Annotated in this window: 18 protein-coding genes, 2 pseudogenes and 1 riboswitch; of the genes and pseudogenes, 4 read left to right on the plus strand and 16 right to left on the minus strand. The window is 66.6% G+C overall.

Translation table 11 applies throughout. The features are described 5' to 3' along the window. The first annotated feature begins 23 nt into the window (after positions 1–23). Entirely contained in the window at positions 24–725 is a 702-nt protein-coding gene (phnF, locus tag BLT73_RS02190) for a phosphonate metabolism transcriptional regulator PhnF (protein ID WP_090520434.1), read from the plus strand. A 34-nt stretch (positions 726–759) separates the two neighbouring features. Here the strand turns inward: phnF and phnE (BLT73_RS02195) are convergent. From phnE (BLT73_RS02195) to pdxR, 6 genes and pseudogenes are all read right to left on the minus strand, one after another. Then, positions 760–2,088, minus strand: a pseudogene (gene phnE / locus BLT73_RS02195) (phosphonate ABC transporter, permease protein PhnE). Beyond that, on the minus strand, positions 2,088–2,945 hold the full coding sequence (phnE, locus tag BLT73_RS02200; RefSeq protein WP_090520436.1) for a phosphonate ABC transporter, permease protein PhnE: 858 nt from the start codon (positions 2,943–2,945) through the stop codon (positions 2,088–2,090). The pseudogene phnE (BLT73_RS02195) and the gene phnE (BLT73_RS02200) overlap by 1 nt, the downstream one beginning before the upstream one ends. Before the next feature lie 68 nt (positions 2,946–3,013). Next, the gene (gene phnD / locus BLT73_RS02205; protein ID WP_090520438.1) at positions 3,014–3,922 is read right to left on the minus strand and encodes a phosphonate ABC transporter substrate-binding protein; all 909 of its coding nucleotides are present in this window, start codon (positions 3,920–3,922) and stop codon (positions 3,014–3,016) included. A 25-nt stretch (positions 3,923–3,947) separates the two neighbouring features. Beyond that, the gene (gene phnC / locus BLT73_RS02210) at positions 3,948–4,772 is read right to left on the minus strand and encodes a phosphonate ABC transporter ATP-binding protein (RefSeq protein WP_090520440.1); all 825 of its coding nucleotides are present in this window, start codon (positions 4,770–4,772) and stop codon (positions 3,948–3,950) included. A 241-nt stretch (positions 4,773–5,013) separates the two neighbouring features. Then, the gene (locus tag BLT73_RS17535; RefSeq protein WP_245726932.1) at positions 5,014–6,318 is read right to left on the minus strand and encodes a Hint domain-containing protein; all 1,305 of its coding nucleotides are present in this window, start codon (positions 6,316–6,318) and stop codon (positions 5,014–5,016) included. A 449-nt stretch (positions 6,319–6,767) separates the two neighbouring features. Then, complete coding sequence (gene pdxR / locus BLT73_RS02220; RefSeq protein ID WP_090520442.1) at positions 6,768–8,204, minus strand: MocR-like pyridoxine biosynthesis transcription factor PdxR; 1,437 nt, start codon at positions 8,202–8,204, stop codon at positions 6,768–6,770. A gap of 83 nt (positions 8,205–8,287) precedes the next feature. Between pdxR and BLT73_RS02225 the strand changes: the two genes are divergently transcribed. After that, entirely contained in the window at positions 8,288–8,923 is a 636-nt protein-coding gene (locus tag BLT73_RS02225) for a pyridoxamine 5'-phosphate oxidase family protein (protein ID WP_090520444.1), read from the plus strand. Between the two features lie 11 nt (positions 8,924–8,934). Here BLT73_RS02225 and BLT73_RS02230 read toward each other — a convergent pair whose 3' ends face one another. The 6 genes and pseudogenes from BLT73_RS02230 to BLT73_RS02250 all read right to left on the minus strand — a co-directional run bounded on the left by BLT73_RS02230 (position 8,935) and on the right by BLT73_RS02250 (position 14,937). After that, a complete protein-coding gene (locus BLT73_RS02230; RefSeq protein WP_090520446.1) occupies positions 8,935–9,615 on the minus strand; it encodes an aspartate/glutamate racemase family protein in 681 nt (226 codons plus the stop codon). Beyond that, on the minus strand, positions 9,612–10,544 hold the full coding sequence (locus BLT73_RS02235; RefSeq protein ID WP_090520447.1) for a hypothetical protein: 933 nt from the start codon (positions 10,542–10,544) through the stop codon (positions 9,612–9,614). The genes BLT73_RS02230 and BLT73_RS02235 overlap by 4 nt, the downstream gene beginning before the upstream one ends. Further along, the gene (locus BLT73_RS02240) at positions 10,541–11,872 is read right to left on the minus strand and encodes a TRAP transporter large permease (protein ID WP_245727025.1); all 1,332 of its coding nucleotides are present in this window, start codon (positions 11,870–11,872) and stop codon (positions 10,541–10,543) included. The genes BLT73_RS02235 and BLT73_RS02240 overlap by 4 nt, the downstream gene beginning before the upstream one ends. A 135-nt stretch (positions 11,873–12,007) precedes the next feature. Beyond that, positions 12,008–12,454 (minus strand): annotated as a pseudogene (locus BLT73_RS17540) (TRAP transporter small permease); the annotation flags it as partial. A 92-nt stretch (positions 12,455–12,546) separates the two neighbouring features. Then, the gene (locus tag BLT73_RS02245) at positions 12,547–13,515 is read right to left on the minus strand and encodes a TRAP transporter substrate-binding protein (RefSeq protein WP_090520449.1); all 969 of its coding nucleotides are present in this window, start codon (positions 13,513–13,515) and stop codon (positions 12,547–12,549) included. A gap of 132 nt (positions 13,516–13,647) precedes the next feature. Beyond that, positions 13,648–14,937 carry an NAD(P)/FAD-dependent oxidoreductase gene (locus BLT73_RS02250; protein WP_245726933.1) on the minus strand — a complete coding sequence of 430 codons (1,290 nt, stop codon included), beginning with the start codon at positions 14,935–14,937 and terminating at the stop codon, positions 13,648–13,650. Positions 14,938–15,117: 180 nt separating this feature from the next. Here BLT73_RS02250 and BLT73_RS02255 point away from each other — a divergent pair, with 180 nt between their 5' ends. Together BLT73_RS02255 and BLT73_RS02260 are read left to right on the plus strand one after the other, a co-directional pair. Next, a complete protein-coding gene (locus BLT73_RS02255) occupies positions 15,118–15,459 on the plus strand; it encodes a hypothetical protein (RefSeq protein ID WP_090520451.1) in 342 nt (113 codons plus the stop codon). Beyond that, on the plus strand, positions 15,456–16,958 hold the full coding sequence (locus BLT73_RS02260; RefSeq protein WP_090520452.1) for a glycosyltransferase family protein: 1,503 nt from the start codon (positions 15,456–15,458) through the stop codon (positions 16,956–16,958). Before BLT73_RS02255 ends, BLT73_RS02260 begins: the two co-directional genes overlap by 4 nt. Positions 16,959–17,002: 44 nt before the next feature. Here the strand turns inward: BLT73_RS02260 and BLT73_RS02265 are convergent, their stop codons facing one another. The 4 genes from BLT73_RS02265 to BLT73_RS02280 all read right to left on the minus strand — a co-directional run bounded on the left by BLT73_RS02265 (position 17,003) and on the right by BLT73_RS02280 (position 21,578). Then, positions 17,003–18,670 carry a thiamine pyrophosphate-binding protein gene (locus BLT73_RS02265; RefSeq protein WP_090520951.1) on the minus strand — a complete coding sequence of 556 codons (1,668 nt, stop codon included), beginning with the start codon at positions 18,668–18,670 and terminating at the stop codon, positions 17,003–17,005. 175 nt (positions 18,671–18,845) lie between these two features. Next, the gene (gene tenA, locus BLT73_RS02270) at positions 18,846–19,553 is read right to left on the minus strand and encodes a thiaminase II (protein WP_090520454.1); all 708 of its coding nucleotides are present in this window, start codon (positions 19,551–19,553) and stop codon (positions 18,846–18,848) included. A 3-nt stretch (positions 19,554–19,556) separates the two neighbouring features. Beyond that, on the minus strand, positions 19,557–20,357 hold the full coding sequence (gene thiD / locus BLT73_RS02275) for a bifunctional hydroxymethylpyrimidine kinase/phosphomethylpyrimidine kinase (RefSeq protein WP_090520457.1): 801 nt from the start codon (positions 20,355–20,357) through the stop codon (positions 19,557–19,559). A gap of 56 nt (positions 20,358–20,413) precedes the next feature. Beyond that, positions 20,414–20,509, minus strand: a riboswitch (TPP riboswitch). A 103-nt stretch (positions 20,510–20,612) separates the two neighbouring features. After that, entirely contained in the window at positions 20,613–21,578 is a 966-nt protein-coding gene (locus BLT73_RS02280) for a formylglycine-generating enzyme family protein (protein ID WP_245726934.1), read from the minus strand. Positions 21,579–21,600 lie beyond the last annotated feature (22 nt).

The raw sequence follows: 21,600 nt of genomic DNA on the forward strand, positions 1-21,600 counted from the left end.
GAACCGTGAATATTTGGTGACAAATGAGTCTATGGCAGAACATCGCAGACACGCTGCGCGCCGAAATCGCCCGCGGTCTCTGGCGGCCGGGGCATCGCCTTCCGCCCGAGGCCGCGCTTGCGGCGCGGTTCGGCGTCAACCGGCATACGCTGCGCCACGCCACCCGCGCCCTTGCGGATGAGGGGCTGCTCTATTCCCGTCGCGGCGCGGGCGTTTTCGTTGCGGCCCAGCCGGTCGAGTATCGGCTGGGCGAGCGGGTGCGGTTTCATCGCAATATCGAACTCGCCGGTCGGGTTCCGGGTCGCAGCATCGACAGCGTTGCCACCCGCGCCTGCGATGCGGCGGAGGCCAAGGCGCTCAACATCGCGCCGGGGGATCCGGTGCATGCGGTGGACGGGGTGGCCACGGTGGACCATCGTCCGGTGGCGCTGTTCCGCTCGGTCTTCAATGCGCGGTTGCTGCCTGACCTGCCAGGCGCCCTGGCCGGGCAAGGCTCGATCACCCGCGCCCTCGCCGCGTGCGGGATCGCCGATTTCATCCGCGCGCGCACCCTCATCAAGGCGGCGGTCGCGGATGAATCGCAGGCTGTCCGTCTGCAGATCGAGCCGGGCGGTCCACTGATCCGCAGCGAGTCGATCGATGTCAGCGACGGACGGCCAATCGAGCGTGGCATTGTGTGGTGGGCGAGCGAGCGCGTCACCCTTGCCCTGGATCACGGGGACTGAACCACCCGCGGCCATGGACCGGCCGCGGCGGCGGTCAGGCCGCCGCGCCGCGGATCAGCCGCGCCCTGATGCGGCCGGACAGCCAGTCCATCGCAATGATCAGCAGCACGATCAGCACGATGTAATAGGTCACATGCTCCCAGTCCTTCTGGGTCTGAATCGCCTGCACCAGCAACAGGCCGATCCCGCCGCCGGTGATCGCACCAATGATCGTGGCGCTTCGGGTGTTGGACTCGAAGTAATAGAGGAGTTGCGACAGGATCACCGGCGCAACCTGCGGGATCACCCCCCAGCGAATGCGCGGCGCCGCGCCCGCGCCGGTCGAGCGCAGCCCCTCCACCGGTTTCTCGTCGATATTTTCCAGCGCCTCCGAGAACAGCTTGCCGAATGTCCCTGTCTCGGTCAGCAGAATGGCGAGCGTTCCGGTCAGCGGGCCGGGCCCGTAGGCGCGCGACAGCACGATGGTCCAGATCAGCGCATCCACGCCGCGCAGGAAATCGAAGCCGCGACGGAAAACCTGGCGCACAATGCGGGCGGGCGTGAAGTTCGAAGCGGCCATGAAGGCGATCGGCAGGGAGATCAGCCCGGCGCCGAACGTGCCCAGAAACGCCATCAGCAGCGTCTCGAAAATCGCCCAGGCCACATCGCCGTGGTGCCAGACGCTGTTAAACCAGAAATCGCGCCCCATCGCGGCCAGGTTGCTGCGCGCCGGGTCCAGCCGCTCGCCGCTGACCGCAAGCGCCAGAAGCTGACCGGCCGTCTTGCCGTGGAACGGGCTGTCCAGGTCGAAGAAGAACAGCTCCCACCCTGCCGAACGGCGGAAGACCTCGGTGCGCGACCGGGTGACGGTCAGCCGCCCGCCCTCCGGCAGATTGGCCATGAAGCGCTTGTCGGACAGGCTGATCCAGCCCGGCGGATCGGTGATGTCTGTGCGGATGCCATCAGCCTCGGGCATGACCTCGATCAGCTCGCCTTTGGCGGAGAGCGTGACACGCCCATCCGCGGCGATGGTCACGGACGCCTCTCCTGGCAGCGCGATCTCGGCCCCGCCATCGGGCAGGCTCCGCACCCAGCCGGGCTCTTCGCCGGCGGGATAGGTGGCATTTCGCATTCCCTCGATCGCGGTCACGATCTCGCCGTCGCCGCGCCGGTTTTAGCGGGTGACATGGGTCTTGTAGGACCAGAAATCCTGAAGCAGCAGCGCGCCGTTATCCCATCTTGCGCGGGCGGCCAGCCCGGCCAGGTCGAACGCGATCGCCACGTAGATGAGATAGGCCAGAACCGCCGCCGGCACCGCCAGCGAGAAGGCCCGTTTGCGGCTGAACCCGGCATGGACCGCCTGGTTGATCTCTGCCATCGCCATCAGATCCGGCCTCCGGCATTGCCCCGCACCAGCCGTTCCCGCGCCATGCTGGACAGCTGGTCAAAGGTGACGATGGTCAGGAACAGCAGGATGAAGATGGCGGCGGCCGCGTCGTAGCGGCCCTGCCCCCAGCTAATCGCGTTGCGCAGCGCATAGCCGATGCCACCTGCGCCGACGAAGCCCAGGATGGCACTGGCGCGGATATTGATCTCGAAGCGCAGCATGGCATAGCTGATCCAGTTCGGACCGACCTGCTGCAGCACGCCGAACCACATCCGCTGGATCCAGTTCGCACCGACGGATTCAAGCCCCTCGACCGGTTTCGGGCTGGCGTTCTCCGCGACTTCCGAGAACAGCTTTCCCAAGGCGCCGATGGCGTGAAACGCAATCGCAAGCGTTGCCGGCACCGGTCCGCCGCCCAGCACGAAGATGAAAACGAGCGCAATCACCAGCTCCGGGATCGCGCGGGCAATGTCGAGCATCCGCCGAAACAGCGGCACCAGACGCGGCCAGGGCGCCAGGCCCGGCGTCGCCAGCAGCGCCATGAACCCGCCGCCGATCACCCCGATCAGCGTCGCCACCGCGGCAATGTTCAGCGTCTCGATCAGCGCGGGCAGGTAGCTGAGCATATGGCCGGGCAGCGCCCCGGCCTTTTCGATTGCTTCGCCGATCAGTTCGGACGGAAAGGCGAAGATCTGCGGCAGCCCGTCCCAGAATCCGCCCGCGTTGCGGTCATTCGCCAGCCGCAAACCGGAGATCATCAGGGCCGCGAAGATGCCCCAGAGCAGAAAGGAATACAGCCGCTTTCGCCCGGCAATACCCCGGTAGTCGGCAGAGATCTGGGCAATATCGGTCATCAAGGGCACCGCGAAAATGAAAAGGCGCGGTGCATGGCCCAAGCCAGCACCGCGCCAGTCGGTCTGGATCAGCTTCCGGCGGCTTCCTGCGCCTTGCGGACCTCGATGATGGTCTCGTAGGCGTCATGGCCAACCGGCGCGAAGCCCGCGGTTTCACCGGCCGCGACGCCGTAGGCGCATTCCTGGTCCTTTTCGAGCAGTCCCGCGACCAGGGCGGTCATCTTGTCTTTCACGTCCTGCGGCAGCGCCTTGCGCAGCACGACCGGCCCTTCCGGGATCGGCTTGGAGCGCCAGATCTCGACCAGGTCGTTCATGTCGACGATGCCGGAGTCCACCGCCTTGCGCAGCGCGCCGGAATTATAGCCGTCTTCCCAGTCGCCCTGACCGTCGGCCCAGGTCACGCCGCCGTCGATGTCGCCGTTATTCACCGCGACGATGGTCTGTTCATGACCGCCGGTGAATTTCACGTCGCTGAAATACTGGCCCGGCTCGACCGAGAAACCGGCCTTCGGCATTTCGACGGCCGGGATCAGGTAGCCGGAGGTGGAGTTCGGATCACCGAAACCCAGCACCTTGCCTTCCATGTCCTCCATCGAGGTGATGCCGCTGTCGGCGCGGGCGAAGCCGATCGAGAAATAGGTCGAGCTGCCGTCGAGATTGGTCTTGACCAGCACCGGCTCCACCGCCTCGGGGTCGGTCAGATAGGCCTTGGCATAGCCCGACGCGCCCAGCCACGCCATGTCCAGCGTGCCGCCCAGGAGGCCCTGGATCACGCCGTCATAATCGGCCGGGGTGAACAGCTTGACCGGCACACCCAGTTCTTCCTCGGCATAGGCACGCATGCACTCATTGCTGGTCATGCGGTCCTGGGCGTTCTCGCCGCCCAGAACGCCGATATTGAACTCGGTGATCTCCTGCGCGGCGGCGGGGATGGCCATCACGGCACCCAGCAGAGAAGCAATAAGCGTCAGTTTCATGGTCGTCTCCAGTGATGAAGGAATGTCAGTCGGTGAGCATCTGCTCGGCATATTCGCGGTCGCCGCCGGTATCTCCGCCGATGGCCGTCGAGGTCGCCGTTTCAGAAAAATCCACGCCCGCGCCGTAGATGTCGCGCGCGACGCCGGTGGTGAGTTGTTCGGGCGTGCCGTCAAAGACGATCCGGCCCTTGCGCATGCCGATCACCCGGTCGCAATAGCGCCGGGCCGTGTCCAGCGTGTGCAGGTTGCAGATCACGGTGCGCCCGTCCTCGTCATGGATCGCGCGCAGTGTGTCCATCACGACCTGCGCGTTCATCGGATCGAGGCTGGCAATGGGTTCGTCGGCCAGGATGATCTTGGGATCCTGCATCAGCGCGCGGGCGATGGCGACGCGCTGCTGCTGACCACCTGACAGCGCCTCTGCCCGCTTCGTCGCCTGTTCGGCGATGCCCAGCCGGTCCAGAATGGCAATGGCGCGGTCGATATCCGCGCGCGACCAGATGTTGAACAGCGTGGACAGCGTGCCGCGCTTGTTCAGCAGCCCATGAAGCACGTTCGAGACCACGTCGAGCCGCCCGACAAGGTTGAACTGCTGAAAGATCATCGCGCAATCGGACTGCCATGACCGCTTTTCGCCGCCGCGCAGCGCCAGCACGTCGCGCCCATCAACAAGCAATTGCCCGTCGCTGGCATCCGTCAGCCGGTTGAGCATGCGCAGCAGCGTGGATTTGCCGGCCCCGGAACTGCCGATTATGCCGATCATCATCGGCCGGTCGATGGTAAAGCTGGCAGCGTCCACGGCTCGGGTGGAGCCGAAAATTCGGGTGATGTTTTGCGCTTCGATTCGCATGTGCCATCCGGTGTCTCGGTGGCGCACTGATCCCGCCAAACTGTTGCGCTTAGACGACGGCAACGTGACGGTTGGATGAAGCTTCGGTCAGATCACGACCGGAAAGATGCCGAACCTTCCGCGCGTTAGCGAAGGACCGGCGCCGCGCGTGGTTGGATCGCCAGACCCCTCAACGCCTACCCGAAACCCCTCCCGCGACGGGCGCGGAAGGGGTGTGACTTCGCGCAGTTGAAGGATTTGTTTACATGTCCAGTGTCACCAGCGGCTGCTGATTCTTCGCATGGCGCGCAGACAGCTTCCGCCCTTTTCGTCCCTGCGCAAACGGCCGGGCGGAGACCGCGGCCCGATCGGATTGGCGGAGTTGCGGGAACAGGATGACGAGTTCACGGAATGCCGCGCGCCCGATTGATCTGAGCGCCTCCGGCCCGGTGAACAGCGATTCCGTCTCCGCGCCGTTCGAGATCACGATCTCATGGGCGTCGAACATCAGGTGGAAATACTCGATCCCGGCAAGGTCCGACGCCACATCAATCCCGTCTATGTCCAGCAATTGCTTCGCGGCGACAAGGATCTCCTCCGTTCCGAACATGCGCCGCGCGATGCTGGAGCGGATCAGGATCCGATGCTGCGGCGAGACGCGCAGATCGTGCGTCGGGCTGTGCTGACCCAATGCCCCCGCCCGGATGCGGATCGGCCGCAGCTTCGGACAGACCGAAAGCGCGAACGCGTCGAGCTTGCGCGAGGCGATCCAGCGGATCGGTTGCGGCCCGTTTTCGCGCGTCATCACCAGATCACCGACCGCCAGCTCCTCCACCGGCACGTCGCCGCGCACCGTGCGGATCAGCGTGCCGCGTGTGAAGCATTTCAGGATGCCGGGGAAGGTAAAGGTGTCCGAGGTCAGGTAGGCGTCGGGATCCGCCTTGAACAGCGCGAACTCATCCGCCGTCATCGGGATCTTGAGCTTAATGGTGTCGGACACCCCAACCAGCCCCAGCAGCGCACTGCCTTTCGACACCAGGCTGAGATGTGTCCCGTCATACGCATCATCTGCGTCACTGCCGTCGAGTTTCAGATTGGTTCGCCCTTCGACGGTGAAGGCGTCGGTCTCCTGCATCCCGTTCAGTGTGAAGGTCTTTGTCCCCAGCAGGGCGACACTGGAGGGCTTGTAGGTGAACGTCCCTGTATGATTTTCGCCCTCGTAGCTGACAGAGATGTTGCCGCCAAGATTGTCGGCGATGCCCCCGCCGATCGTGCCCTCCCTCAAAGTGATGTCACTGTCATCCTTGACGATGAAGTTCATGCTGCTCAGAACGCTGAGGCCGAGAGCGCCCTTATCCAAGGTCAGCGAGCCGCCGTTCTGCGCGATGAAGGTCGGATTCGACAGCGCGGCAATCGACGCAGCGTTGTCTATCTCGACATCGACCCCGTCAATCACCAACGTCCCCGAACTGAGTGCGGTGATGTTGAGCGTGTCCCCATCGGTCCAATTGGTTGAGTCAATCGTTTTTGTTTCACCATCCAGAATATCAAGATTCAAGATCGCCATGTGTCACCTCGCGCGTCAGACATGCGGCATCACGGCACAGCCCGGCCAATGACCGGCGCCACGCATGCGCGTCCCCCATATCGTTAAGTTATGTTACTGATTTCGCCCGGATTCAGACCGGAGTGATCCCAGTAAGTTTTTGATAAGATGCAAAATTATTAATTACAACTTTAATTTTCATATAGTTTTGTGCGCATACTTATGGCTTGTATTCGTTGTATTTTTGAAGCGCGCCCGCAGTCGGAGATTTGTTCTTACTCGGAAGGTGACGCAGGGGCATCTTCGACGGATTTCCGGCCTGCTGGCTCAGGAAAAAACACATGGGTGTCCAACTCGCCTTCAACGCAGCCGGACGCCGTCGCAGCCCGCTGCAACCGGCAAGGCGACTGTTCATCTGCATCTAGCGCGGCTTAACAAAACTGATGCCCGGCTGCGCTGAGCCCGCAATTTCAGGGCGCTTTCCCATGCGCACGCAACGCGCCCGCAAGCACGTCGCGGAACCCCCGGATCCGCTGAGGTGTGGCGTCCGCGAACCCCACGATCAGACCGCGAATAGCACCAAGTGAACTGGCCGAGAGACGCGAAGGCCTGAACCCCGCGCGACCACAGGCGGCCAGCACGGCGCCCTCGTCCTGATCGCCACAAAAGCGCAGGGCGAGCTGGACGCCGCCATCCGGGGGACGAAGCGCAATTCCGGGCAGGTCCGCCAACGCATCAGCCAGCGCCAGCCCGCGCGTCTCGTAGGCGCGGGTGATCCGCCGCAGATGGGTCCGGTAGCGGCCGGAGCGCATCATCTCCGCCAGGGCATATTGCCCGTGCAGGTTGACTAGCAGACCCAGATTGCGCTGCGCCGCCCGCATCGGCGCGACAAGCGCGTCGGGCAGCATCATCCAGCCGATCCGCAGCGCCGGGATCAGCACCTTCGCGGCCGATCCCAGATAGGCCACCTGCTCCGGCCCATGCGCCGCAAGTGCTGCAATCTCGCGGCCGCGCCACAGGAACTCGCTGTCGTAATCATCCTCCAGGATCAGGGCCGCATGGCGACGCGCATGATCCAGAAGCGCCATCCTGCGCGAAAGCGACATGCGATAGCCCAGCGGATACTGGTTGGAAGGCGTGACATAGATCAGCCGGGCATCATCCGGGATGGCAGTCACCGCAATCCCCTCCGCATCGACGGGGACAGGCGCGATGGACAGGCCCGCCCCGGTGAAGGCCGCGCGCGCACCGGCATATCCCGGACACTCCATCGCCACGGTCTCTCCCGCGTCGGTCATCACCTGCGCCAGCAGCGCAAGCGACGCCTGCGTGCCGGGCGTGATGAGGATGCGCTGCGGGTCGGCGCGGACGCCGCGATCACTGGTCAGACGTTCAGCGATGGCCTGCCGCAGTTCCGGCACGCCGTGAAGCATCCCGTATGCCGACGCCTCGCCATGTCGCCGCTGAGCCGCGCGTCTCAGCGCCAAGGCCCACTCGTCGCGCGGAAACAGCGTCTCGTCCGGCGTGCCCGGCGCCATCACCCCCCGATCGGCGGCGTAGACATCCTGACGATGATCCCGCGCCATTGCGCCCCCACGTGCCGAAGGCCGCGGGGCCGCACCCTTTGGCTGCGCGTCCGGCGGCGGCGACGGCGGGGCAACCACTTTCGGCGCCGCACCCTGCCGGGTCAGCAGCACGCCTTCCGCCCGCAGAAGATCATAGGCCGTAATCAGGGTCGTCCGCGACAGCCCGAGCGCCCGCGCCGCCGCGCGGCTTGATGGCAACGTCGCACCATCCGCCAGCCGCCCGTCGCGCAGCGCCGAAAGCAGGTCGCGATAGATCTGCACCGGCATCGGATCGGCCAGCTCGGGATCGGGCGAGGTCAGGGAAGCAATCGAAACTGGCATGATAGTTTGTTCTAAAACTGGATATTCAATAAGTCCAGTTGGCGCGCAATAACCCCGGTGAGTCAAGATAAAGGAGAAACACCATGCGCCCCGCCTATGCCAAAGCCCGCCAGCCCAAGCGGGCCAGCTATGATGAGGACGTCATTCATGCGATCCTGGACGAGGCGCTTGTCGGCCATGTCGGCTTCATCGCCCATGACCGGCCGATGGTCATCCCCATGGCCTTCGCGCGGATCGGACGGGTCATCTATCTGCACGGCGCATCGAAGACCCGGATCGTCGGGCTGCAGGGCAAGCCGCTCTGCATGGAGGTCACACGGCTGACCGGCATCGTGGCCGCGCGCTCCGGCTTTCATCATTCGGTGAATTACCGCAGCGCGGTCGTCCACGGCACCGCACGCGCCGCGAGCGAGGATGAAGTCGGCCCGGCACTCGATGCCATCCTCAATCATCTGCTCCCCGGTCGCAGCGGTGAGGTGCGGGAGATGAGCGCGCGGGAGCGCAAGGCCACCGGCGTGCTGGCAATGGACATCGAACATGCGAGCGCCAAGCGGCGCAGCGGACCGCCCGTGGACGAAGATGCGGATCACGACCTGCCGATCTGGGCCGGAATCGTGCCGATCACGACCGCGCTTGGCACCGGGATCTCCGACAACCACGTCCACGAGGATCTGTCCGAGGCGGCATCCGTCACTGCGGCGCGCCGCAAATTCGCGTGACCTGCGCCCGGTCAGCCGGTGAGCAGCCTGGCCCCGTCCAGAACGCTGACAACCGGGCGGTTCAGCGCGCGCCGAAGCGCCGGTGCGTAGGGTGGCAGATTGCCGCATTCCAGCACGACGGCGCTGATCTCCGGGGTCTGCGCCAGAAGGCTGCGCCCGGCCTGCACGACCGCGCGCTCCATCGCGTCGCGCGAAAAGCTGCGGCGCTGTGCGTGCTTCGGCACCAGAAAAGTCTCTGAAAAGAGCGGAACGTTCTCCAGCCCTGCCACGCGGAGGCGGTCCGCCGCGAGACCGGCCGCCCGCAGCGTCGCCGGGCCCAAACGGTCCGCCGCGGCGGTCAGGACGCCGACCGGCCGATGCGGCGCGAGCGACAGCATCAGCGGCGCGAGGCTGAGGCCGGACAGCAGCACCGGGACGCTGACCCGCCGCGCGATGACCTGCTGCACCGAGATCAGGAATCCGCAGGTCGAGGTGATGAGGACTGCGCCCTCGGCCTCCAACCCGCGCGCCGCCTCTGCGAAGCGTTGGACAAGACCCGGATCCGGCGGACTGTCGCGCACAATCTCGGGGCTGCCCGCCCCCTCCACCAGCCGGATACGGGCCGGCAGGTGATAGCTGTCAGGATGGCCCGCATCGCCGGGGATGCGCGGGAAAGCCGTGTCGAGGGCGAGGACGCCGATAAAGCCGCTCATGCCGCGCCCTCTCCGTCCAACGCCCGCAGGATGACGGGCGAGCTGTAGATCGGGATCTGCGCCATTGCCACGAACAGGCTGAAGGACGGGTCATGGGGCAGCGCCGCCAGCAGGATGGCGATGTTGCGATTGCCGAAAATCAGACCCAGTGCGCGGGCGCGGGGACGGGCGAACGCGAACCCGGCCAGCCACCGGGTCACCAGGTTGGCCCCCAGATTCAGCGCCACCGCCAGCACCGCCAGGCCCATCGCCCGGTCCGGCTGCGCCGCGATTTCTGATACCGCCCCGTCCAGCAGCGGAAACAGGAAGGCCAGCACGACCAGTGCCGACATTCCGTCGAGCGCCGCCGCGTCCCGCGCAATGCGTGCGGGGCCGAGCCCGCGCCGCAGAACCACCCCCAACCCGATCCCGCCCATCAGCATGGCGAACAGCTTCAGCGCCAGCCAAGACGGCGTGATCTCCAGCGCCAGCCCAGTCGCGCCGAAGGCGAGCGGAATGGTGGCGGGCGCCAGAAAGGTCGAGCACAGCGTCCAGAGCAGGGTCAGCCGCGCATCATAGCCCAGCATGAGCGCGATATTCGGGGCAGATGTCAGGGTCGGCGCCGCCGCGAAGGCCATGACGATCATCAGCAGTCCGGGACCGACGCCCAGCACTGACCCCAACCCGTGAAACAGCATCGCCGCAACGATCTGGAACAGGGCCAGCCCGATCAGCAGGCTCGGAAGAAAGCGCGGGTCGGCCAGGTCCGCCAGCAGCGCGGGCAGATCCAGACGGCACAGCGCCAGACCGATCAGCATGCTGACCAGCAGCGGCAGGACCGGCTGGAACATCCCGTGCGGCATGGGCAGCAAGGGCACGATGAACAGCCCCGCCAGAAGGATCGGCCGGGCATGGCGACCCACCCAGATCAGCCCGTCCCGCGCGCTCATCCACCGGGCGCTTGCATGACCATCGCCGGCAGCCAGGTGGCAAGGCGGGGGAAGGCGACCAGGATCGCCACCATCACCACCATGATGAGGAACATCGGCAACGCCGTCCGGGCAATATAGCCCATGTCGTGTTTGGTCATGCCCTGAAGCACGAACAGGTTGAACCCGACCGGCGGGGTGATCTGGGCCATCTCGACCACCACCACCACGAAGATGCCGAACCAGATCATGTCGATCCCGGCACCGCGCACCATCGGCTCGATGATCGCCATGGTCAGCACCACCGCCGAGATCCCGTCCAGGAACATTCCGATCACGATGTAGAACAGCGTCAGCGCGGCGATCAGCGCCACCGGGGACAGCTCCATCGCGCCGATCCATTCGGCCAGCGTCCTCGGAACGCCGGTGAATCCCATGGACAGGGTCAGGAAGCTCGCCCCCATCAGGATCAGCGCGATCATCGCCGATGTGCGGGTCGCGCCGAGCAGGCTCTCAACAAAGCTGTTCCAGCCAAGCGAGCCTTGCAGCAGCGCCAGGATCAGCGCGCCCACCACGCCGAAAGCCGCCGCTTCGGTCGCCGTGGCGATGCCCAGATACATCGAGCCGATCACCATCACGATCAGCGCGATCACCGGGATCAGCAGCACGGAGTTGCGCAGCGCGCCGAGAAATCCGATCCGCGGCTCTGCGTCGGGCCGGTCCTTGGGACGCGCCAGCGACCAGCCGGCGATATACAGCATGAACATCGCCGCCAGCACCAGGCCGGGGACGACGCCCGCCATGAACAGGCTCGTGATGCTCTCCTTTACCGTGACGCCATAGACGATCAGCGTGAGCGAAGGCGGAATCATCAGGCCAAGAGTCGCCGCCCCCGCCAGCGTGCCGATGATCATGAATTCGGGATAGCCGCGCTTGCGCAGCTCGGGGATCGACATCTTGCCCACCGTGGTCAGCGTGGCAGCGGATGAGCCGGACACGGCGGCAAACACGGTGCAGCCCACCACATTTGTATGCAGCAAGCCGCCCGGCAGCCGCGACAGCCAGGGGGCCAGCCCCTTGAACATGTCCTCGGACAGGCGCGTGCGATACAGGATCTCGCCCATCCAGATGAACAGCGGCAGCGAAGTCAGCGTCCAGCTCGACGAACTCGTCCAGATGGTGATCGACATCGAACTGCCCGGATTGCGCGAGGTAAATCCGATCATCCCCATATAGGCCACGCCCATCAGCGCCAGCCCGACCCAGACGCCCGAGCCGAGCAGGAAGAACATCACGAACAGGAACACCCCGATCTTCAGCCCCGTCGCCTCCCGGTCCAGCCCGGTCATCAGATGCAGCGCGGCATAGACCACCAGCAGAAACCCGCCCAGAACGGCGAAGCGCAGCCGGCGATCCGCCAGCACGTCGCGCTCCGGCTCCGCGCGGGGCGGATCGACCCCGAAACTGTCGGTCGTCAGCACCCGGACCAGATTGTCCAGCATGGCGATGGCCATGACACTGACCCCGACCGCCATGGAAAGCTGCGGGATCCACAGCGGCGTGGCGTCCTGCCCCTGCGAGACATCGCCGAAGCGATGGCTCAGGATCGGCGCCTGGATTGCGTACCAGGCGAAATACAGCACCGTCGCCGTGCCGATCGCGTAGCACCAGATTTCCAGCGCACGGCGCTGATTGCCGCTGCGATCGACGAACAGGCCGACGCGGATATGTTCATTCTGGACGAAGGTATAGGCCATGCCCAGAAACGAGGCCGCCGCCATCGCGTAGCCCGCATAAGTGGCCCCGCCCGGCAGCAGCAGGCCCAGCCAGCGCGCCACCATCTGCACGACGACCAGCACGAGGATCATGAACAGCGCGCAGGCCGCCACGTAGCCTGTGCCGGTATACAGCATATTCAGTGCCGATCGCATGGTCACCTCGGTTCCGGTCGGGCTGACCGGCGCATCCCGCTGTGGGATCCGCCGGTCTGAAAGCGGCGCGGCAGCGCCGTGGCCTGCGCCGCTTACTTGGCGCGGTAGGCGTCGATGATCGACTGCCCCTGCTCGCCGGTCGATTCCAGCCACTCATTCGTCATCTGCTCGCCGATTTCGGCCAGATCGGCGGCCAGTTGCTCGCCGGGTTCCGCGACGGTCATGCCGTTCTCGGCCAGCGTGTCGAGAAAACCCCCGCTCAGCGCCGCGGCTTCCTCGGAGCCCCGGCTCTGCGCGTTGGCGGCGGCGGTCGTGACGCAGTCCTGCTGCTCGGCCGGCAGCGCCTCGAAGGCGGCGGTGTTGGCAAAGACCGTGTTGCGCGGCAGCCAGGCCTTCACGTCGTAGAAATGGGACATGTCCTCCCAGGCCTTCTCATCCACCCCGGTCGAGCCGGAGGAGATCATCGCGGCCACCACCCCGGTCGCCAGCGCCTGTTTCAATTCCGCCGCCTCGACCTGCGTCGGCACCATGCCCGCCAGTTCCGCGACCCGCGCCGTGCTGGCGTTATAGGCGCGGAACTTGATCCCGGCCATGTCATCGACGGAGTTCACCTCCTGCGTGAAATACATCCCCTGCGCCGGCCACGGCACGGAGTAAAGCAGCGTCATCCCCTGCCCGGCCATCAGATCGGCCAGCACCGGCTCCGCCGCCGCGCGCAGCTTCTCGGAAGCCTCGAAGGAGCTGGCCAGGAACGGGACCGAGTCGTAGCCATAGATCCCGTCCTCGTTGGCATGGGCCGACAGCAGCCGCTCGCCGATCTGCGCATCGCCGGTCTGGACGGCCCGCTTGATCTCGTCGCCCTTGAACAGCGACCCGTTGGGATGAACGGTGATTTCAAGTTCGCCATTCGTGCATGCGCCGACCTCCTCGGCGAAGGCCACCGCATTCTCGGTGTGATAATTATGCGAGGGATAGGCGACGGGCATATCCCAGGTCTCAGCCTGGGCGGCACCGGCGGCCAGCGTCCCGGCGACGAGGAGAAGGGGAAATCTGGTGGTCATGTCGGTTACTCTCTGTTGGTGAGATCGGTTTTATTTGCGGTTCTCTTATGGCGAGATGACAGAATTCATATCACCGATCCCGCATTCGTGACCACCCCGCAGCAGGCAGCGCCCAACCCGGCGCGATGCGGCTCAACCCCGCCGAAACCGGGTTGGCGCGTAGGGTGACAGATCGACCGGGCCCGCCCGCCCGGCCAGCAGGTCCGCGACCAGCCGTGCCGTCATCGGCGCCGCGGCAAGACCTATATGGCCGTGTCCGAAGGCATGGATGATATCGGTTGCACCCGATGCCGGACCGATCACCGGCCGCCCGTCCGGGGTAGACGGGCGGTGCCCCATCCACCGCGACACCTGCGCCTCCGCCACGTCGTTCAGCGCAGGCCAGCTGCGCCGCAGATGCGCCAGCAGGATCTCGGCGCGCCGCCAGTCCGGCGCGGCGTGCGGTGATGCCAGCTCGACCTGCCCCGCGGCACGGAACCCGCCCTGCGTGACCACATTCGCCATGCGCCCTTCCTGCGGCATCACCGGGCATTCTGGCCGGATCGGCGGATCCGCAATCTCGACGTGATAGCCGCGCTCGCTTTGCAGCGGGATGCGATCCCCCGCAGCGCGCGCCAGATCGCGCGCCCCGATCCCGCAGGCGATCACGGCGCGGTCGCAGTCAAGTTCGTCGGCCCCGCAGCGCAGCGCACGCAGCTTGCCTTCCTCGACACGAAACCCCGTCACCGATGCGCGGCGCAGCACTGCGCCCTGCCGCCGCGCCCAGCCCAGCATGGCGGCGACATAGCCGCCGGGATCGGTGCAATGCGCGCCGTCAACCACGCGGATCCCGAAGCGATAGTGCTGCGACAGCTCCGGCAGGCGCTCGCGCAGTTCCGCCTCCGACATCTCCGCGATCCTGACGTCAAGGCGTCGGCGCAGCGTCCAGGCCGGCGCCTCTGCCTCATAGGCGGCGCGGTCTGTAAAGACATGGATCAGACCGTCCTGCCGGATCAGATCGGGCCGGCCGATCCGCTCAGCGATCCCAAGATGCTGCCTCGGCGCCTCACCCAGCAGCGCAGCAAGCGCGCAAGCCGTGCGCTCGACATGCGCGGCGGACCGGCCCGCCATCACGAAGCGCCACACCCACGGCGCCAGCCGCGGCGCATCACGCCAGCGGATGGTCAGCGGGCCGGCTGGATCCAGCAAATATCCCGGCACCTTGCGCCAGATGCCGGGATGCGACATCGGAATGACCGAGGCCGGGCTGATGAAGGCGCCATTGCCGAAACTGGCAGCCTGCCGCCCGCCCGGCGCGGCCGGGTCCAGCAACGTCACCCGATGCCCGTCGGCCAGCAGGGCCAGGGCCGTGCTGGCACCGATGACTCCCGCCCCGATCACGGCCACATGAAGCGGCGCTGCCTGCGCCATGCTGCCCTGCATGATGTTGGTCCCGGCACGCAAAACTCTTCGACCGCGAACCATAGCGCGCCAAACCGCGTCAGCAAGCGGGTTCGCGCCCGCACCGTGACACGTCCGACGGCATGCGTGCGCAAACGCGTGGCATTCCCGGCACGGCCTGCGCTAGAAACACGTGAAACCAAGGCAGAGCAGGCGATATCCATGACCGATCCAGACCCGACCGATCCCGGCCGCAGCACCGGGCAGCGCGACCCGATGCGGGATCTTGTCACCGGCACGGATGTCGCGACGCTGCAGGATGCGTTGGCCAGATCGCTGGATGAGCGGGATTCGCTCGCCGCCGAACTCGCGCAGCTCAGAACCGAGATGCGCGACCCCACGGCGGCAGACATTGCCATCGCGCAACTTTCCGCACGGGTCAGGGAGGTGGAAACCGAGCTTGCCGCGGTGCGGTCACGGCCAGTCCCGGCCGCAAAGCCCGGCAACACCGGCTCTGGGTTGCGACGCATCCTGGCCGGATTGCTGGGCCGGCGCCGATCGTGAGCGAGGCCCCCTCGGACATGGTCGCGCAGGGGCTTCGGCGGGCGCAGGACCAATTGGCCGGCCGCGTCCCGCCCGCGACGCGACTGGCGCTGTTGCAGCGTGCGCAGATGCTCCAGCCGACGCTGGACGGCGCGCGCCAGATGGTCGGTCTCGCGCTTGACGCGGGGGATCCAGAACGCGCCGCGCAGATCTTCGCCGGTCTGCCGCCGATGGTCTGGCGCGGCGATCACGCCAGCACGGGCTGGTTCGACCATGCACGGCAACGGCTCCTGCAAGCCGGGTTAGCGCCGCCCCGCCTGCCGGAGAGTTCCGACACGCTCGTCATTTCCTTCGCCTTCCCGCCCTTCGCCAATACCGCTGGAAACGTGATGGCGCGCCGGATCGAGACCGCCGGCGAACGGGTGGATGTCATATCCAACGACATGACCGGACGCGCCGGTCTGGACCTGTCGCTCTATGCGGCGATCCGTCCGCTGATCGGGCGTCATCTGCTGGTCACGGCCGAGAACTGGCCCGCCCGCGCCACCGCGGCGCGCCAGTTTTCCGAGATAGTCGTCGAAGCCGTGCGCTCCGGCGCAACCGGCCGTCGCCATTACCGCGAGATCCGGTCCCGCGCAATGTGGGCGCAGTCGCATTTCGCCGCCGCGGCCCTTCTGGCCGCAGGTCTGGCGGATCGTTGGGTGGCGGAGTTTTCGGACCCGTGCCGGCTGGATCTGGACGGCAACCCCGCACAGGCCCCGGCCGATGAGGCATGGCTGGAACAGATGGGGATCAGCGCGCTGATCCGCGACCGCGGATACCCGGTCCCAACGGGAAAGCCGCTGATGTTCTGGGCGGAATATCTGCCCTTTTGCCTGGCCGAGCGGATTATCTTCACCAACCCGGTCCAGCAGGCGCTGATGCTTTCGCAAGACGATCCGCAGGCGGTGCGCGACCGGGCCCGCGCCGTTTCGGAGATCTCGCCCCATCCGCAGCCGGGCCCGCTGCTTCTGTCACATCTGCCCGCAACCGCGCCGCCAGACCGGCTGTGCCGGGTCGGCTATTTCGGCCATGCCAATCCGCGGCGGGGGCTGGGCGAGCTGCTTCATGCGATGGCCGCGCTGCAGCCGGGAGTGGCACAGCGTCTCGTGCTGCATGTGTTCGGCACCCCCGATCCCGCGCTGCCCGAGCTGGTGGCCCGGCTGGGGCTGGGCCGGCAGGTGCGGATCAGCCCGCCGCTCGGCTATCTCGACGCCCTGGCGCGAATGCGCGAGATGCGCTGGCTGTTCCTCAACGATACCGCGACGGCCGGCGCATTTGCCCGCAACCCCTATCTGCCATCGAAACTCTCCGACTATCTTTCCGCGGATCTGCCGCTGCTTGCGGTGGTGGAGCCGGACAGCCCGCTGGCCAACACGCCACTACCCGAGGGCTCGATCAAGGCCCCCGCGGGCGATATGCCCGCCCTTCAGGCGGCGCTGCAGACCATGCTTGCCGGGGCTGATGCAGACGCCATGTGAGGCAGCGGTGTCCGAGATCCTGCGCCCCGCGATATCGCTTCGGTTTAGTCCTCGCGCTTCGCCGCCAGCGCGGCCTCGCGCATCTGGCTGAGCGTCTGGCGCGGCGTCAGAGCCTCGGGCGAGATGTCCAGATCCAGCAGCGCCCCGGTTTTCGAGGCAAGCGCACGGTCAAAGGCGGCGCCGAAATCCGCCGTGTTGCCCACCCGCTCGGCATGGAACCCGAAGGCCCTGGCAAGCGCCACGAAGTCGGGATTGTCCATAGTCGTGCCCGACACGCGGCCGGGATAGTTCCGCTCCTGATGCGCGCGGATCGTGCCGTAGATCCCGTTATTGAGCAGCAGGATGATCGGCTGGGCATCAGCCTGTGCCGCGGTCGCCATCTCCTGCAGGTTCATCTGGAAATCGCCGTCACCCGCGAAGCAGACCACGCATCGTTCGGGAAAATTGACCTTCGCCGCGATGGCCGCGGGCAGGCCGTATCCCATCGCGCCGGACTGGGGCGCCAGCAGCCGCGCTTCTGCACCGAAGCGGAAGAACTTGTTCGGCCAGACGGTGAAATTGCCCGCCCCGTTGGTCAGGATCACATCGCCCGGCAGCACGTCGCGCAGATGCGCCATGACGGCCACCATATCAACGGGAGAGGGCTGGGCCGGCGCCTCGAAGGAGGCGTCATAGCCGGCCCGTCCCTGCGCCAGCCAGCCTGCCCATTTGTCCCGGACCGGCCGAATCGCACGGGCGAAATTATTCGGCCCGGACTGGATCGCGATGGCGGGCTGATAGATTTTCCCGATCTCGGCATCCGATCCGTGCACATGGATGATCCGCTGCGCCGGCAGCGGCACAGATAGCAGCGAATAGGCATCGGTCGTCATCTCGCCAAAGCGGATATTCACCGCAAGGATCACATCGGCATCCGCCACCAGCTTGCGCACATGCGGCGGCATCCCCACCCCGGCCTCGCCGCAATAGACCGGCGCGTGATTGTCGAAGCAGTCGTGAAAACGGAAAGCCGCGACGACCGGGATCTGCGATTGCTCCGCGAAGTCCTGCATGGCCGCCCGCCCCGCCGCGCTCCAGTTGCAGCCGCCGATCAGGATCAGCGGTCGTTCGGCAGCCGCCAGAAGCCCGCGCGCCTCCTCCAGCATCTCCGGGTCGGGGGCGGGCTCGGCCGCGACGATCGGGCCGGGCAGCGGTTCGGCGTCTGTGATGTCGGTCAGCATGTCCTCGGGCAGCGCCACCACGACCGGCCCCGGCCGCCCGGAGATGGCGGTGCGCCAGGCGCGGCCGACCAGTTCGGGGATGCGGTCGATCTCGTCGATCTCCACCGCCCATTTCGCCATCGACCCGAACACCGCCCTGTAATCGATTTCCTGGAACGCTTCGCGCCCACGCATGTCGGTGCCGACCTGCCCGACAAAGACCAGCATCGGCGCGCTGTCCTGCATCGCCGTGTGGATCCCGATCGAGGCGTTGGTGACGCCCGGCCCGCGCGTGACCAGACAGATGCCCGGCTGACCCGTCAGCTTGCCATGCGCCGCCGCCATGAACGCCGCCCCGCCTTCGTTCCGGCACAGCACGAAATCCAGCCGCCCTGCGGTGTCGTGCAGCGCATCGAGCACCGCCAGATAGCTTTCGCCCGGAATCCCGAAGCTCTTCGTGGCGCCGAGCGCCATCAGGCAGTCCACCAGCAACTGTCCGCCATTGCGCGTCATCTTCCAAAGCCCCCCTGCTGCGGCGTTGCTGCGCATCTTGCGGCGGAACGGCACCGGCATCCACCCCTGTCGCGGCTTGCGGGGGCCGGGACGGCAGCGGGGGCGCGGCGGGACGGGCCGTCCGGCTGCGGTTCAGATGTGCCGCAGCCGGGCAATGCGGTCGCGCCGATCCGGGCTATTCCGCGATGGCCGGCATCCGTTTCGCGCTCGGCTCGGCATCCGGCGCAAGCCAGCCCCGCATATGATAGGCGCTGTCCCAGAAATGCCATTCATGCCAGCAGCTCCGGGCAAAGCTGCGCTGCATCCGCGCCCGCGTGGCGTCCGAGGAGGCGGCGGCCGTTCGGTCGATCAGCTCCAGCATCCGCTGGACGCCATCCGCGAAATCCTCGCTGGCATAGGTGTCGATCCAGGCCTGGTAGCGGTTGCCCGGCACGGCCTCGGCGGCAATTTTCTGTCCGACCTCGTGATAGATCCAGAAACAGGGCAGCAGCGCCGTCAACCCGACCGCGAAGTCATCGGTCGCCACCATGCGCAGCAGGAAGGAGACATAGTGATCGCAGGCCTCGGAGATCTCCGTCGCCTCGTATTCCTCGGCGCTGACCCCGAACTGGGCCATGTACTCGCCATGCAGCCCCCGCTCGACCGAGATCGCCTTGATCGCGGACCCGGCAAGCTGCGCCACCGCATCCGCATCCGGCGCCTTGGCCGCCGCCATGGCAAGGGCACGGGCGAAGCCTTCGAGATAATGCGCATCCTGAACGATATAGCCGCGAAACACCTCCTGCGGCAGGGTGCCTGCGGCCAGGTCGCGGTTGAACGGCATGTCGAGGATCTGCTGGCGAAGCTGCGCCGTGTCGCGCCGGAGTTGCTGGGTGAAGGACATGGGTCAGATTCCTTTCTGGTTGTGAAAATGATGCACCGGGCCATGGCCGTGCCCGACGGACAGGGCGCCGGCCGCTGCAATGGCGTCGGTGGTGTAGCGCTTGGCCCGCTCCACCGCGCGCGGAACGGTCAGGCCGAGGGCAAGCTGCGTCGCCAGCGCCGCGGACAGGGTGCAGCCGGTGCCATGCGTGTTCTTCGATACGACCCGCGTCGCCGCGAACCAGCGGGCGCGGCCGTCGCCGACCAGCAGATCGGGGCTGTCCCCGCCGGGCAGATGCCCGCCCTTCAGCAGCACGTGGCGCGGGCCGAGCGCCAGCAGCGCCTGCGCCTGTTCCGCCATGTCGTCGGTGGTCTTCGCCTCGCGGCGGCCCAGCAGATCGGCGGCTTCGGGCAGGTTGGGCGTGATGATCGTGGCGCGCGGCAGCAGATGGCCGCACAGCGCCGAGACCGCGGATTCATCCAAGAGCCGCGCACCGCTTTTCGCCACCATCACCGGATCGAGGACCACCGGGCAGCGCAGCCCCTCCAACCCCTGCGCAACGGCGGCGATCACCTCTGCCGTGCCCAGCATCCCGATCTTCACCGCGTCGATGCGGATATCGTCGCGGATCGCCCTGATCTGGGCCAGCACCATGTCGGGCCGCGTGATCTGGACTTGCGTGACCGCGCGGGTGTTCTGCGCGGTCAGTGCCGCGATCACCGACATGGCATAGCCGCCATTGGCCGAGATGGCCTTGATGTCGGCCTGAATGCCGGCACCGCCACAGCAATCGGATCCGGCAATGCTGAGGATGTTGGGGATCATGGCCGCCTCTCTCGCCGGACGAGGAGGATCGGACGAGCAAGTTCCCAAGCAGAAGGGAGGCCCCACCCGCGCCTCCCTCCGCCAGCATTATCTGGTTCAGGTTCAAAGGGTGCATCTCAGCCCGGTCATCCCGGGCGCCCCCGTCGCGTGAGGACAGGCGTGGCACGCAAGGCGCGGCCAGTCAAGCCCGCACTCCGCGACGGCACTGTGCCTCACGCCGCCGCAGGCCGTCCCGCCGCGTGGTGCGGAACGCCGCTACCCCGCCGCCGCGACCCGGAACCCGATATGCCCGGTCGAACTTTCGGGGTCATTCCGGGTGCGGGAATGGACGTGATAACGGTCGCAATAGCTGACATGGCACAGATAGGATCCGCCGCGCTGCACCCGCGCATAGCCTTGCGCCGGGCCGGTCGGATCGCGCAGCGGGAACGGGCCGGAGACAGGTTCACTGCCGAACAGATCCTGCGTCCATTCCCAGACATTGCCGCACATATTGTAGACGCCGTACCCGTTCGGGCTGTAGGCGGTCACGGGGGCTGTCCCGACAAATCCGTCCTCGCCGGTATTCACCATCGGGAACTCGCCCTGCCAGGTGTTCATGGCGGGCCGACCGCCCGGCCAGAACGCGTCGCCCCAGGGAAATTTGCGCCGGGCCAGCCCGCCACGCGCCGCATATTCCCATTGCGCTTCGCTTGGCAGGCGCAACCCCGCCCAGGTGCAATAGGCAAGCGCGTCATACCAGCAGACATGCACAACCGGGTGATCCTCGCGCCCGGCCAGATCGCTGCCGGGGCCCTCCGGCGCGGCCCAGAAGGCGCCATCGACCTTGCGCCACCACGGCACCGAGGCCGGCGCCTCGGTCCACCGCTCCGGCTCGGCCAGCAACAGATGGAAGACATAGGACCAGCCCTCCGCCTCCGCCACGCTACGATAGCCGGTCTCGGTCACGAAACGGGCAAACTCGGCATTGCTGCAGGCGGTGGCAGCGATGCGGAACGGCGACAGCTTCACCTTGCGGCGCGGCGCGTCCAGATCCTCGGGAAAGCGCGACCGCCTTGCGCCCATGTCGAAGAATCCGCCCTTCAGCGGGATCAGTGCCGATGAAAGCTGCTGTCGCGTGGCCTCGGCCGCCGGTGGCACCGATTGCGCCGCCGCCAGATAAGCGGCGTCCCGCGCGTCCAGCTTGCCACCGCCCCCCGCGCCACAGCATGTCTTGGTCACGATCCGCCCCTTTTCCTTGCCT

Origin of the sequence: Paracoccus isoporae, from assembly GCF_900101865.1 — a bacterium.
Taxonomy (GTDB): Bacteria; Pseudomonadota; Alphaproteobacteria; order Rhodobacterales; family Rhodobacteraceae; genus Paracoccus; species Paracoccus isoporae.